This window comes from Gemella sp. GH3, from assembly GCF_013415425.1.
GTDB lineage: Bacteria > Bacillota > Bacilli > Staphylococcales > Gemellaceae > Gemelliphila.
Map to the genome: position 1 here is coordinate 14,530 of NZ_JACBYC010000093.1, position 14,987 is coordinate 29,516.

Genomic DNA, 14,987 nt, shown 5'->3' on the forward strand with positions numbered 1-14,987 from the left:
TTTGGAGGATTGAACTATGAAAAACAATAGAATAGAAATGTTACTAATAATTTTAATAATAGTTGTAATAATAGCAACTCTTTTAATATATTTTAAATTAGAATCAATTCATACAACTCCTAGTTTAGTAAGAGTAGTTACCTAAAATTTATTTTCCCTATTCTAATCTATTAGTTACGCCTGTATAAATACTATAGAAGATTAGTTGACCAATTCTGTAAAATTTACTTTAGAGGGTATTTAATATACATTTTAATTTAATAATATTCCCTCTAAATTAAGTATAATAAAAGGAGCTAGAGATTAGCCCCTTTTTATTATATATTATTTTTTAAAACATCTATCAACATCGGATTAGCTACAGAATTTTTTGCATCTTCTCCTTGTAAATACTCTAATATAGCATAACCAAATAACATTGCTAACGCTGGACCTTGAGCAGTTATAACATTACCATCAACTACTACAGCATCTTTATTAGAAAATTCTTTGTACTCTATTTCACTATCAAATCCTGGGTAGCTAGTTACTTTCTTATCTTTTGTAATACCTGCTTCATCTAAAACTATTGGAGCTGCACAAATAGCAGCAACTAATCTGTTTTGTTCATACATATCTTTGAAAAATTGTATAACTTTAGAATTATTTTTTAAATATTCACTACCAGGCATACCCCCTGGAACTACAATACCATCATAATCTAATATATTTTCTACATCACTAATTTTTTTATCTACTAATATACTAACATTATGTGAACTAACTATTTTATCTTTATCATTTGCACTTATTAAATCAACTTCTACTCCGCCTCTTCTTAAAATATCTAATGGAGCTATTATTTCTAATTCCTCACTGCCATTCTCTATGAAAAACGCTATTTTTTTAGACATATTATTTATCCTCTCTATACAAAAAATATATTATTTATCTTTATTATTTTTTTCAAACCAAGATATTGCATACGGACAAGTAGCTTCTAATTTTATATTATTTTTATTTGCATATTCTACCACAGTAGCCATTAGCTTTCCTGCTATACCTTGTCCACGATATTGTTCATCTACATAAATTTTTGTTATAACTTGAACCTTATCAGATTTCTTAGGGAATAATAAATATATATTTGCAATGTTTTCATTATCTCCAAAGTATAATTTTTCCCCTGTACTATTTAACCTAAATTCCATTAGTTTATCCTCCTTAAAATTTCTTTCCATATAATAAAAATTGCTCTAATTTCTTCCTATCTTTATTAGTCATTCTTATATGTCTATTTTGTAATTTATTTGTATTATGTTTTTTAGCGTAGTTAGATACTTGATTTTTTCTTTCGTACAAATCCTTTATAAATCTGTGACAATCTCTTAATATAGCCCCGTATCCCAAAGCACTATCTCGTTCTGCTCTATCATCACTAACTACTATAACATCTACAAAATGATTTACATATAGCTCCTTAGTTTTAACTTCTATCCATTGATCTGCTTTTTCTCCTGTTTTAGTATAAACTATAAATATAGGATACTCTTCTTTTATATACTCTTTATTTCTACTCTGATAAGCATCAAAAACACAATATACCTCGTAATTATTTCCAGAAGCATAATCTTTAAGTATATCTATCAATACATCTCTTTCTGTAGAAAATGTAGAACTCTTTATTTTATTATATTCTTTCATCTTAAATAATAAATTATATCCATCTATTAACAAATATTGCTTTTTCAAAAAATCACATTCTCTCTAATATTTTTTACCATTATAACATACTAAAAAATTTTTATCTATAATGACAATATTTGTATTATATATTTATTTAGTTAACATTAATTTATAATATATTCTCATCTATGCACAAGCTACTTTTTTGTATTCCATTACAAAATATGATATATTAATAATTACGGGAGTCTGTGAACAGTCTGAGAGGAAACTTTTTTGTTTCGACCGAACCTGATCTAGGTAATGCTAGCGTAGGTATATAGGAATCAATAGACATTACAACACTTCCATTAAGTATCTTACTTTAGGAAGTTTTTTTATTTAAAAAATTTATCTAATGTAGTGATAGAATATTTTTAATATAGGAGGTTTTTATTGATAAAAAATTTTTTTAATAAGTATATTGAAATTATTACTATAATTTTTCTGTTATTATTTTGGCAAATGATAGGGTATTTAGGACTGTTACCTAAATTTATAATACCTACCCCTTTAGAAATATTAAATGCCTTTCTTCGAGATTATAAAGAACTAATTTTTCATAGCAAAGTTACTATTATTGAAGCAATTTTAGGGTTAATTTGCGGAATAGTTATAGCTGTTGTTTTATCCATTTTTATGGATTTATTCAAAACTTTAAACCGAGCTATATACCCTGTACTAATAATTAGTCAAACTATTCCTACAGTTGCATTAGCCCCTATTTTAGTTCTTTGGTTAGGTTATGATATGACACCAAAAATAGTTTTGATTACATTAACAACAACGTTTCCTATTGTAATTAGTATGCTAGACGGATTTAGAAATGTTGATAAAGATACAATTAATTTGCTTAGGGTTATGGGCGCTAACAAATTGCAAATATTATACCATCTAAAACTTCCTGCTAGTCTATCTTATTTTTATGCTGGACTAAGAGTTAGTGTTTCATACTCATTTATAGCTGCCGTTGTTTCTGAATGGCTTGGTGGATTCGAAGGATTAGGAGTTTATATGATTCGTTCCAAAAAATTATTTCAATACGACACAATGTTTGCAATTATTATATTAATATCATTTATAAGTATTTTTAGTATGTATTTAGTTAAAGTCAGTGAAAAAAAAATTATCACATGGAAATATATAGGAGAAAATAATGAAAAAAATAATTTATAGCATAATGACTGTTATATTAATGGTTACTTTAGTTGCATGCCAAAACAACAAAGAAAAAACAGAAACTCAATTAAAAAAAGTTGATTTCATACTTGATTGGGCACCAAATACTAATCATACAGGATTATACGTAGCTAAAGAAAAAGGATACTTCAAAGAAATAGGGATTGATTTAGATGTTAAATTACCACCAGAAGATAGTTCATCTGATCTTGTAATTAATAATAAAGCTCCATTCACTATCTATTTCCAAGATAGTATGGCTAATAAGTTAGCAAAAGGAGCTAAGATTACGGCGGTAGCTGCAATTGTTGAAAACAATACATCTGGTATAATATCAAAAGCTAGCGAAAATATTAATTCACCTAAAGATTTAGAAAGTAAAAAATATGGAACATGGAATGATCCTATAGAGCTAGCTATGATAAAAAATATAGTAGAAAATAATGGCGGAAGTTACAATAACATAAAATTAGTACCGAACAGCGATAGTAATTCTATAACTTCCATAGAAAACAATATTTTTGATGCATCTTGGATATATTATGGTTGGGATGGAATTATGGCAAAAAAACAAAATATTGATACAAACTTCTTCTATCTAAAAGATTACAACGAAAACCTAAATTATTATTCACCTATAATAATTGCTAACAACGATTATTTAAAGAATAATAACGACGAAGCTAAAAAAATTATCCAAGCGATAAAAAAAGGATATCAATATACAATCGATAATCCAGAAGAAGCAGCAGAAATTCTTATAAAATACTCGCCAGAATTAAAAAATAAGAGAGAATTTGTTATAGAATCTCAAAAATATCTTTCTAAGCAATATGCTACTAATAAAGAAAAATGGGGGGAAATAGATCCTACTAGATGGAGTAACTTCTACAAATGGATTAACGAAAATAATATAATAGATAACAAGTTACAAGAAGATAGTGGATTTACTAATGAATACGTGAAATAATGAATATACTAAAAATAACTAATCTTACTTATAGCTATCATAACGATGATATTATAAAAGATATAAACATACATATTAAAAAAGGAGAATTTGTTTCAATTATTGGAACTAGTGGGGCTGGAAAATCAACAATATTTAATATTGTATCTGGTATTATTCCTATACAAAAAGGGAATATAGAAATTAATGGAGACAAAAATTTTATAGGAAAAGTTAGCTATATGCTTCAAAAAGACTTACTTATAGAACATAAAACAGTTGTAGAAAATGTAGCTTTACCATTAATAATAAATGGAGAGAATAAAAAAGAAGCTTTAAAAAAAGCTACAAAGCAACTTGAAAAGTTTAAACTTGAATTATATAAAGATAAATTTCCATCGCAACTAAGCGGTGGAATGAAACAACGAGTTGCACTTCTTAGAACTATAATGCTAAGTAAAAAATTATTTTTATTAGATGAAGCCTTTAGTGCTTTGGATGCTATTACTAAAGAAGATATTCATAATTGGTATTTAAATATCCATAAACAAATGAATTTATCTTCACTATTAATTACGCATGACATCGATGAAGCAATAGCACTTAGTGATAGAATTTATATCCTAAAAAATAAGCCTGGACAAATTACAGATGAAATTATAATAAACTTTGAAAAAAACAAAGATATAGATTATCAAAAAGTTCTATATAAAAAATTAATACTAGAAAAATTAAAAAATGTAACTCAATAAAAATTTTAACTAATATTAAAATAAAGATATTTCCAAAAAAACTACTTTGGAAATATCTTTTATTTATATTCATTATTTTTTTGAAAATGATTCTATTGTTTTAGATAATTTATCCTTTATATTATCTTTTACTCCATCTACTTGGTCGTTAGAAACAACAGATGCAAATTTATCTTTAGCTTGATTAGCTATATTTTCTACATTATCTTCCACTATTTATTTTACCTTATCTGAAGCAATATTTTTTAAATCATTTAAATTCATAATTATACCTACCTTAAAACTAATAACTCAATTTTATCATAAAATAAATTTTTTATTTATTAATATGCTTATAAACAAAATTGAAAATATTATTTATATTTAAACAACCAAACAAATAAAATAATTATAATTATTATTTTTTCTGTTATATCGTTCAAAATTATAGCTTTTCATTTAACTATATGCTACAATTAACTAAAGAAAGCGTTTAAAAAATAGGGGGTAGTCCTGTGCCAATAATCCGAAAAAATATGTTGCATTTCATCAACTATTTCATTGTAACTTTTTTTACAAACATTACTAATAATAAATATAAAAATATATACACATCATCTGAACTCACCTTAGCCGATATATAAAATTATTATCTGATATTTAAAGAAATTTTATGAGGTAGAAAATATGAACGCAGTAAATATATTATTAATTTTAGTCGCTCTAGGTGGAGTGTACTGTTTATTCAATATAATAACAGATGTTATAAAAAACAAAAACAACTTAGGAAAAGGAAATCCTATTTTAGGTGTTGTAATTGGATTTATTACAGACTTCTTTGATACATTAGGAATTAGTAGTTTTGCTTTAACAACTTTACTATTTAAAGTAACAAATTACTTAGATAACGACAAACAATTACCCGGAACACTTAACGTAGCACATACTATACCTACTATTTTAGAAGCATTTCTATTTATACAAGCTGTAGAAGTAGAACCAATTACTATGTTTTCTTTAATAGCTGCTGCTATTTTAGGATCTATTTTGGGTGCAAGAATTGTTACAGGATTTTCAGAGAGAAAAATTCAAACTACAATGGGATATTGTTTATTAGTAACATCGTTACTTATGATATCTAAACAAATGGGCTGGTTATCATTATTAAGTACAGGTAACACTGCAATAGGTCTTGTAGGTGTATCATTAATAATTGGTATTGTAGGTAACTTTATTTTCGGCGCATTAATGATGGCTGGTGTAGGACTTTACGCCCCCTGCTTAGCTATGGTTTCTATTTTAGGAATGAATCCAAAAGCTGCATTTCCTATTATGATGGCTTCTTGTGCTTTACTTCAAGCTATATCTTCAGGTCCATTTATTAAAGCTAATATGTACTCTAGAATAGCAACAATAACAATTATAATTGGTGGATTAGCTGGTGTATATGTCGCATTTAATATCGTTAAAAATATGCCTTTAGATTACATTATGTGGTTAGTAATAGTAGTCGTTATATATACTGGAATATCTATGATTATCAAAGGTAGAAAATAACAAGTAATCACATCTTAAAACTATAAAAAAGTGATGATATTTTTTAAAATATCATCACTTTTTTATGTAATCAAAATATATATTACACCGTCTATCTTTTACTTCCTATTTGAGTTTCATACATTTTTTTATAGCGTCCATTTTGTTTAATTAACTGTTCATGATTACCTACTTCTACTATCTCTCCATTGTGGAGCACATATATCTTATCAGCATTTTTTATAGTAGATAATCTGTGAGCTATTATTAAAGTTGTTCGATTATGCTTTATTTCTTCTATAGCTTTACTAACATATTTTTCTGTTTCACTATCTATATTAGCTGTGGATTCATCTAGAATTAATATTTTAGGATTTTTTGCTAAAGCCCTAGCTAAACATATAAGTTGTCTTTCTCCTACAGAAAAATTACTTCCTGATAACTCTACTTTAGACTGTAACGTTCTACCTTGTTCTAAGATAAAATCTCCTCCAACCTTTGATAATGATTCCTTTGCTAATCTTTCATCGCCATCTTTAGATATATTTTCTAACAAGCTACCTTCAAATAAAAATGAATCTTGTAAAACTATCGCTATTTTCTCACGTAGGAAGTTGTTACTATAATTCTTTATATCTTCTCCGCTTATATAAATATTTCCCTTATTAGCTTCGTAAAACTTAATAAGCATATTCATAATGGTACTTTTTCCACTACCCGTAGCACCTACAAAAGCAACTGTTTGATTTTCTTCAATATCTATATTAATATTTTTTAAAACATAATTATCATCTTTGTAAGCAAAATAAACATTAGAAAATTTAATATTCCCTCGAAAATCTTCTTTTGATACTATTTCTCCTAAATCTTCTTCTACATTTAATTTTAATATTTCTTGAATATTGGTAGCTGCACCAATAGCTCTAGTATAAACTGAAATTTCCGAAGTAAAGTCTGCTATTCTGTAGATAATATCTTGTGTATAATTAACAAATAGATAAACCATACCTATAGTTATTCCAAATTTATTATCATTAAAATGAGAATAACTGTAATAAAAAATTATACCAGTAAATGTTATAGTATTTAACAATCCAGAAAAAGTATGTAAGAAAGTAGCATCTATTATGTTAACCTTAATTCCATATCGATATCTCTCACCATTACATTGACGCCAATAATCAATACTTTCTTGTTCTTTGTTAAACACCTTTATTATTTCTAAGTTTTGATAACCTTCATTAATAATTCCATTACCTTCAGAATAAGTACGGCGATAATTAACTATATTATCCGTATTTAGCTTATTATACAAAACCATAACTCCATAAAGTAAAGGTATTAACAGCATCATTGCCAAAGCATAACGATAATCAACTGTAAATAACACAATGTAAATAAATAGTAATTTTAAAATTATTACAATTATATTAACAAACGTATTAACAAAAAATGTTCTTATAACATTAGCATCTCCAGTAATTCTAGATACCACTGAACCTGCAGGCATATTATCAAAATAACTTATAGGTAAACTCTGAATATGATCATAAATTTGTTGCTGAATAGAAATATATACTTTATTAGCTCCTTTAACTAAATAAATATTTCTTATATAAGTAAAAATTCCAGATAATATAAAAATAATACCATATCCTAAAGCTATTATAATAGCTCTCTTAACTATTTTTTCTGTAACAGTACCGTCTACATTATCAAAAACTTTCGACAATAAATAAACAGCCAAAACACTACCACCTACACTTAACAAAGCTGACATAAGACCAATAAAATATTCTTTTTTCGCTTCTTTCATATAAGGAATAAAACGAAATAATACATTACTATTCTTCATCGTTTTTTACCTCCTTATTTTGATATTCATTTAATTCATTATACCACTTACAAGTTTGTAAAAGTTCATTATGAGTACCTATTTGCTCTATAATACCATTACTAAGAACGATTATTTTGTCTGCATGACGCACTGCAGAAATTCTATGAGATACTATAATATTAGTTTTATCTACACGTGAATTACGAATATTTTTAATAATATTTTCTTCTGTTGATGCATCTACTGCACTCAAACTATCATCTAATATTAAAATTCCTGGATTTCCTATAACAGCTCTAGCTATACCAATACGTTGCTTCTGACCTCCAGAAAGTGACAATCCATTCTCCCCTATAAGAGTATTAATACCATCTTTAAAGCTTGCAACATCTTTTTTCAAATCTGATATTATAAGTGATTCTTCTAGTTTATCCTCTAAATCATAACGATAAAAAAGAACATTATCCTTTAAAGTCTTAGAAAATAATTGATGTTCCTGCAGTGCTACTCCCATTTTATCTCTAATAGAATAATCATAAAATTGTTCTATACTTTTACCATCTAGCAAAATAGTATTTTCTTCAGTAGGATACAATCTTAAAAGTTGTTTTACTAAAGTAGATTTTCCGCTTCCTGTTTTTCCTACTATACCTATTGTTTCACCTTTATTAATAACAAAATTAATATCTTTTAATACATAATCACTCTCATATTTGAAATTAAAGTTTTTAAATTCTATATTTTCAAGAAATTCAAAATTACCATTTGCTTTATCATTATTAACTATTACAGGATAATTAGTTACTTCTGAAATTCTTTTTAAACCTTGTCTAGCTTCTACATAAGATATAATAAATTGTGATAATGCTATATATGGCCATTGTATCCATGCTAAAACTAAAAATACCGAAATTAATTCACCTAATGTCATAGAACCTATTTTTATTAAATAAAAACCGTAAACAATAGCTATTAAATAAGATACCGCCGAAGATATCATATTGATAGGTTGAAATAATTTAATTTTCTTAGTATATTCAACATTATTCTCAGAGTAAGTGTTTAATTTAGCGATAAAACTTCTTTTAACCTTAGGAAGTAAATTATATGTTCTAATAACTCGAATACCTTTAACATTTTCTAGAGTTTCTTCGGTAATAGTATCCATAGTTTTTAGCATCTTGTCATAATAAACTTCTTGACCTTTTTTTCTTTTTGATAAATAAATTGTTTGCACTATATAGGGTAAAATAACTAACAGTGTGTAAATAACATTCGATTTTAAAAATATTAAAACTGTAATATATCCGTTATAAATAACACCTTCCAAAAAGCAAAAAAGACCAAAAGCTACTAGCGGGCTAACGTAGTCAGAAATATCATTTGTTGATCTACTTATTACTTCTCCTATACTGAATTTATTAAAGAATATAGGTGTTTGCTTATAAATAGATTTTTGAATATCCTCGCCCATATATTTTATGTTTCTATCATAACCAAAAAACGTAAAAAAATCGTTTAGAGACATTACAATATATTTTAATAATCCTACAAAAAGCAAAATAATTGTTTCTCTTACTACATCATTATACGTTATAGTTTCAGATGCGATATTATCTATAATAAAAGAAACTCTCGTAATAGGATAAAGTGTTAGCAGATTACCTATAATAGAAGTAATAGAAACAATAAATACTCTAGTTTTATCTCTTTTAAATAGATGTAATACACTACTATTCATAAAATAATCCTCCCCTTCTTTATTTCATACCAATAATAATAATAATAAAATAAATTATAGAAAAAAGCAAATGAAATTAAGATAAATATAAAAATCTTATTATAGTAATATAATAATTACATTTAAAACAAACAAAACGTTTAAAATTAAAGTTAATTAGATGATTTGTAGTTGTAAATTAATAAGAAAGGTATATCATAAGAGTTATACTTAATATTTTTTTATAAAAAATGTTATATGGGTACAATTATATATAAGCAATTTTAAAATTTTGATTATATATTTCCTAATATATATTTTTAAATATCTAAAGACAAAAAAAGCCGTATTAAAATAATACGACTTTTTACTATTAGTTAACTATAGAAGAGATTTAGGCGGAACTGCCGAATTCCTCGCACCCTTATATACTAGTAATATAAGCCGGTAGGCAGACAAATTCTATCTTTCTAAATATCTTGTTAATTTATAATATATTTGATTTTTTATTAATAAAAGTAATTTTAATTATATATAGTTGTTCTAAAATCATCTGTTTCTCTTAGGAAAGCATTATAAATTTTTGAGTGTAATAGATGAACCCAACTTGCAGGAACATGACTTGTCGTACGATCTACATTACTTATATCTAATGCCATAGCTTCATCTACCAAACGTTGTAATTGCTCAAATGATGTAATTGTAACCTTCTTAGTAGACTTTGGAACACCTAGTTCATATTCAATAGTGATAGGTTTTAAGTTGGAAACTTTATTGATTCGTTCTTTGTACATTTCCTTTTTAAAAGATGCCCAAGAATCATATTCTTTAGATAAAACTTTATCAAACACTAAATCGTCTGTAACAAGTCCTACATAACGTCCATGCCAAGAAGACCATGTTTTCTGACCAGAATCAAACGCATCTTTAGAAAATTGATTGGATGCATATGGTAAGAATCCACCAACATACCCTTTAGCTGCCATAAGTTCAAAAGCCATACGTTTAAACATCAAGTCTCCTGGAGCACCATTACTGTTTGAAAGAGCCGAATAAATAGGTGAGAATAAAGAAACTTCATAGTATCCATTTCTTCCTAACTCTTCATTATTACGATAAGCACGACGATTAATAATATCTTGATCAATTAAACTGTCTAACGATGTTAATAAAGTTGCTTCATCATCTGTTAATGGTCTTATAACATTACCTGCATGTGTCGTCTTACCATCTCTATCAGTAATATATTTATTTTCTATTTTTCTTAACCATTTCTTCTTAATATCAGTATTTTGTTTTAATATTGCTTGTGATTCTGCATATTCTAAAGTGTAGATAACATCAAACATTCTATGTACATAATCATCAACATCTTTCATACTTTGATATCGTTCATTAGGATTAGCTGTATGATATCTATCTAAAGCATTTTTACTATGGACAAACATAGTATTAAGACCTAAAACATTATGTCCTCTTGCCTCAGCAGTTTGTAGCAATCCTGTAGCAAATAGTTCTGCTCCAAGACCTTCTCTTCGTCCTTTTCCTTCAAAATAAATTTTACCATCAAAATTATGTGTCATTTCATGTGTATATGTTGAAGATCCTGCGTAGTCTAAAATTCTATAAACTACATAGTTTATAATTTGTCCTGTAGCATACGCTCCTGAACCATTATTCTTATAATATTTACCTACTGGTCCAAAGAATTGTTGAATTGAATTATCTTTATCATATAACGTTCTCCAACTACTTCCTCCTCCATTATTAGAATACTGGAACCCATCATAAGTTAAAATAGTATCAAATAATTTATCTTTAGATTGTTCACCTAACACTTTGTACCAAAAATCTAAGTGATTTCTTTGCCAAATAGCTGCTTCTTCTACTTTCTTTCTAACAAAAGATGACAAAGTCATATCGTTAGGAACAGAATTTGTATACCTTTCGTAACCTCCCATACTAAGTGAAGACATATTTGAGATTATGTAGGTATTTTCATCTTCTAATGTTATTAATGGAAGTAACATTTGCTTATATCTCCAACTATTACTAGTTATTTTGTCGTAAACTCCTACTGAATATTTATTGTTTTTTTGGCCATAATTATTTTCTTGTTTTTCTCTAGCTTCTGGAACTGAAGACAAAGTTTCTACTATATAAGCTTTGCTATTTTCTTTTAGCCACTCATTATTACTCTTATTTGGTAAAAATAATTCCCTATATTTTTCTAAGTAGTCAAACAAGTTATCAATTCCTTTATATTTTCCTATAGTATTTGCAAAAGTTGATACATTTGCACTAGCTCTTAAACTAGATATTCCAGAATTACCTAACTTAATAATATTATCTAATATCGAATCACTTTGTTTTCCGAAGAAATCTGTCTTATATGCTGATAAATCTTTTATATTAATATAATTATAATTAATGTTATACCATCTATTTAAGTAAGATAATCCTAACATTAATGGAGTAGCATTATCTTTAATTTTAGATATAATACTATCTTTGACAGCTCCTTCTGGTGTATTTATAGCAGAATCTACCGATAATATTTTTGCTAATTCTTCAGATAAATTATTTTTTAAATTATTAAATGTTTTTTCAAAATATAGCTCATTTATTAATGCTGTACTATCATTATCTATTTTTAAAGCTTTATGTACATCTTCTGAATAAAGCTGAACAGAAGATAATATTGGACTTACTGTATCAATAATATCTCTATATGAATTTAAAAACATTTCTGGAGTATATATCAAATCAGTACCTTGTATACTATACTCTGCAATTTTATTATTTTTAAAATCTCCTTTATAAGTTAAATCAACATAATCTACTGTATTATTAGCATAATGTAGCATTAATCTATTTATAAACGATTTATTAGTATTAACATCTAATATTACTTCATTATCTAGCATAGGTACTACATCTAGCAATTCAACCTTAGACAATTTATGAGAAATATCGATTTTGTTACCTAATTCGACTATATATTCTTTATTATAAAATGGAATTAACTTTTCTACATTTTTATAAACAACATTACGTCCTAATTCTGAGTTAGTCACATTTTGATAATCTACTTTATATTTATTTAATAAATCGTTGTCTGAATCAATATTTTTAGGAATATAAAATTCTGCATTTGGTTTATATCTACCTTGTTGATCTTGAACAAGTTCTGGTAATTCTACTTTGACTTTGTAAACAGAATCTCCACCTTCTGTCACTTCTACTATAGATGCAATTGGTAAATTAATATTTTTATTATCTACAGATTTTATTTTAATAAAGTAATTATCCACGTTTGTAGGAATACTATCTAGTAACTCTTTTCTTTTTATTGTATCACCATTTTTTTCATATAATTCTACAAATTTTATATCTTTGAACTCTATCTTTTTATACTCTAAATAAATATCTTTATTACTTTCCTGTACTTTATTTTCATTACCTTTTCCTATATTATATGAAAGTTCTGTTTTTAAAGTATAATTTGTAAAATAATTTAATCCACTAATAGTCAACGAATCAGAAATATTATTAATAGCTATTTCTCTCACTAATTCATCACCTTTATATAGTAATGCTTTAGCCGAAACATAAGCTGAATCAATATCATTTAACTTATAATTAACTGTAACTGATTTATTATCCTCATCTTTTGTTATAGATGCTATAGCAACTGTAGGTGTTGTTTTTATTCTATCTTTTGTTCCTACTCTTACTACTTCTGTTGTTGGCTCTATTCTTTCTACAGTTGGCTGATTGGCTGTTAATTTTCCTGTTTTTGTATCTAATTCATAAGTAGTTGTCGTTTTCTCTTGACCTTTTTTTCCTACTACATCAACTTGTCTTTCATCTGCAAAAAGCGTGTTGTCTGCTTTTTCTTCTGTTGTGTATGGTAATTCTTTTACCGTTACTGTTGGTTCTGTCCCTACTTTTATTATTTCATTTATTTCTTTCTTTGTTTCTGTTTCTTTTTTTATTTCATTAGTTCTTGCATCTTTAACTACTTCTTTTTCTCCGTTAACTCCTGCCTGAACTGTCTCTCTTTTTCCATACCCTAACTTATCTTCTCTTTGGTATTCTGTTTCGTATGGTATTTTTTCTACTATTTTTGTTTCTGTTGATTTTGTACCTACTCTTACTACTTCTGTTGTTGGTTCTATTCTCTCTACTGTTGGCTGATTGGCTGTTAATTTTCCTGTTTTTGTATCTAATTCATAAGTAGTTGTCGTTTTTTCTTGGCCTTTTTTTCCTACTACATCAACTTGTCTTTCATCTGCAAAAAGCGTGTTGTCTGCTTTTTCTTCTGTTGCATATGGTAATTCTTTTACCGTTACTGTTGGTTCTGTCCCTACTTTTATTATTTCATTTATTTCTTTCTTTGTTTCTGTTTCTTTTTTTATTTCATTAGTTCTTGCATCTTTAACTATTTCTTTTTCTCCGTTAACTCCTGCCTGAACTGTTTCTCTTTTTCCATACGCTAACTCGTCTTCTCTTTGGTATTCTGTTTCGTATGGTATTGTTTCTTTAGAAACTATATCTTGATAATCTACTTCTGGTAATACAGGATTATGTTTATCACTTTCATTATCTATTTTATTTAATTCTTCTTTATTTAATAGTTTATCACTGTTATTATCAGATATTTTAATATAGCCTACATATTTATAATTAGGTATATCATTAGGTATAGGTAATTTATTTCCTTTTTCTACGTTAAAAGAATCATTATATTGAGATAATAACTTACTGTAAACAGCAACCGATTCTGGTGATAATATTGCGCTCCCTAGAGTAGTTATTAAAACTACTGATGTTATTTTCTTTTTTCCTTTTTTACTAATAGTTACTGCCACAACCAAAAACAAAATAGCAGCAGAAGTTGCAATAACATTTAAATCACTATCCATTCCTGTATTAGGTAAAAATTTATCAGATTTATTAGGACGATAAACTAAATAATAAATTTCTCTATCCTTTTCACTTATTGTCGGCAATTCTTTAATAATAGTTTGCTTTTCTGAGTCTGTAAGCTCATCCTCGCTAACATACTTATATTCTATATAACTATTATTGCTAGCTAAAGATACATTAGAATTTGCTAACAAAAATATACTAGCTATAGATGTAGATACTAAACCTACAGATAATTTCCTCAAAGAAAAAAGTTGAATTTTATCTCTTTTCATAAAAACAATCTCCTTATTTGTGTTCTAATTTTATAATGTAATTATATCATACTTAATAGCCAAAGTAATTATTTATAGTTACTTTTATAAAATTATTTTACTAATATATTATTATCTAGAATTA

At 26.6% G+C, this 14,987-nt stretch carries 12 protein-coding genes and 1 riboswitch; of the genes, 5 read left to right on the plus strand and 7 right to left on the minus strand.

The window, feature by feature from the left end; translation table 11 throughout:
- Positions 1 to 16: 16 nt before the first annotated feature.
- Positions 17 to 145 (plus strand): hypothetical protein, encoded by a 129-nt coding sequence (locus tag HZY83_RS08435; protein WP_255460144.1) that lies wholly within the window; start codon positions 17 to 19, stop codon positions 143 to 145.
- A 172-nt stretch (positions 146 to 317) separates the two neighbouring features.
- Here the strand turns inward: HZY83_RS08435 and HZY83_RS03255 are convergent, their stop codons facing one another.
- From HZY83_RS03255 to HZY83_RS03265, 3 genes are read right to left on the minus strand one after another with little or no spacing between them, the layout of a single operon-like run.
- The gene (locus HZY83_RS03255) at positions 318 to 893 is read right to left on the minus strand and encodes a DJ-1 family glyoxalase III (RefSeq protein ID WP_179942645.1); all 576 of its coding nucleotides are present in this window, start codon (positions 891 to 893) and stop codon (positions 318 to 320) included.
- Positions 894 to 923: 30 nt separating this feature from the next.
- Complete coding sequence (locus tag HZY83_RS03260) at positions 924 to 1,190, minus strand: GNAT family N-acetyltransferase (RefSeq protein WP_179942646.1); 267 nt, start codon at positions 1,188 to 1,190, stop codon at positions 924 to 926.
- A gap of 13 nt (positions 1,191 to 1,203) precedes the next feature.
- Positions 1,204 to 1,731, minus strand: a complete 528-nt coding sequence (locus tag HZY83_RS03265) for an NYN domain-containing protein (RefSeq protein WP_179942647.1) — start codon at positions 1,729 to 1,731, stop codon at positions 1,204 to 1,206.
- A 165-nt stretch (positions 1,732 to 1,896) separates the two neighbouring features.
- Positions 1,897 to 2,000: riboswitch (TPP riboswitch) on the plus strand.
- A gap of 100 nt (positions 2,001 to 2,100) precedes the next feature.
- Here HZY83_RS03265 and HZY83_RS03270 point away from each other — a divergent pair.
- Genes HZY83_RS03270 through HZY83_RS03280 form a run of 3 tightly spaced genes read left to right on the plus strand, consistent with a single transcriptional unit; the run spans position 2,101 to position 4,584 of the window.
- The gene (locus tag HZY83_RS03270) at positions 2,101 to 2,880 is read left to right on the plus strand and encodes an ABC transporter permease (RefSeq protein WP_228098451.1); all 780 of its coding nucleotides are present in this window, start codon (positions 2,101 to 2,103) and stop codon (positions 2,878 to 2,880) included.
- Positions 2,861 to 3,853 (plus strand): ABC transporter substrate-binding protein, encoded by a 993-nt coding sequence (locus tag HZY83_RS03275; protein ID WP_179942648.1) that lies wholly within the window; start codon positions 2,861 to 2,863, stop codon positions 3,851 to 3,853. Before HZY83_RS03270 ends, HZY83_RS03275 begins: the two co-directional genes overlap by 20 nt.
- On the plus strand, positions 3,853 to 4,584 hold the full coding sequence (locus tag HZY83_RS03280) for an ATP-binding cassette domain-containing protein (RefSeq protein ID WP_179942649.1): 732 nt from the start codon (positions 3,853 to 3,855) through the stop codon (positions 4,582 to 4,584). The genes HZY83_RS03275 and HZY83_RS03280 overlap by 1 nt, the downstream gene beginning before the upstream one ends.
- A gap of 72 nt (positions 4,585 to 4,656) precedes the next feature.
- On the opposite strand, the gene HZY83_RS03285 is transcribed toward HZY83_RS03280, so the two are convergent.
- Positions 4,657 to 4,797 carry a hypothetical protein gene (locus HZY83_RS03285; protein WP_179942650.1) on the minus strand — a complete coding sequence of 47 codons (141 nt, stop codon included), beginning with the start codon at positions 4,795 to 4,797 and terminating at the stop codon, positions 4,657 to 4,659.
- 453 nt (positions 4,798 to 5,250) lie between these two features.
- Here HZY83_RS03285 and HZY83_RS03290 point away from each other — a divergent pair, with 453 nt between their 5' ends.
- The gene (locus tag HZY83_RS03290; protein WP_179942651.1) at positions 5,251 to 6,120 is read left to right on the plus strand and encodes a sulfite exporter TauE/SafE family protein; all 870 of its coding nucleotides are present in this window, start codon (positions 5,251 to 5,253) and stop codon (positions 6,118 to 6,120) included.
- Positions 6,121 to 6,211: 91 nt separating this feature from the next.
- On the opposite strand, the gene HZY83_RS03295 is transcribed toward HZY83_RS03290, so the two are convergent.
- The 3 genes from HZY83_RS03295 to HZY83_RS03305 form a co-directional block, all read right to left on the minus strand.
- A complete protein-coding gene (locus tag HZY83_RS03295; RefSeq protein ID WP_179942652.1) occupies positions 6,212 to 7,954 on the minus strand; it encodes an ABC transporter ATP-binding protein in 1,743 nt (580 codons plus the stop codon).
- Entirely contained in the window at positions 7,944 to 9,677 is a 1,734-nt protein-coding gene (locus HZY83_RS03300) for an ABC transporter ATP-binding protein (protein ID WP_179942653.1), read from the minus strand. Before HZY83_RS03300 ends, HZY83_RS03295 begins: the two co-directional genes overlap by 11 nt.
- Positions 9,678 to 10,180: 503 nt before the next feature.
- Positions 10,181 to 14,863 carry a ZmpA/ZmpB/ZmpC family metallo-endopeptidase gene (locus HZY83_RS03305; protein ID WP_179942654.1) on the minus strand — a complete coding sequence of 1,561 codons (4,683 nt, stop codon included), beginning with the start codon at positions 14,861 to 14,863 and terminating at the stop codon, positions 10,181 to 10,183.
- Positions 14,864 to 14,987 lie beyond the last annotated feature (124 nt).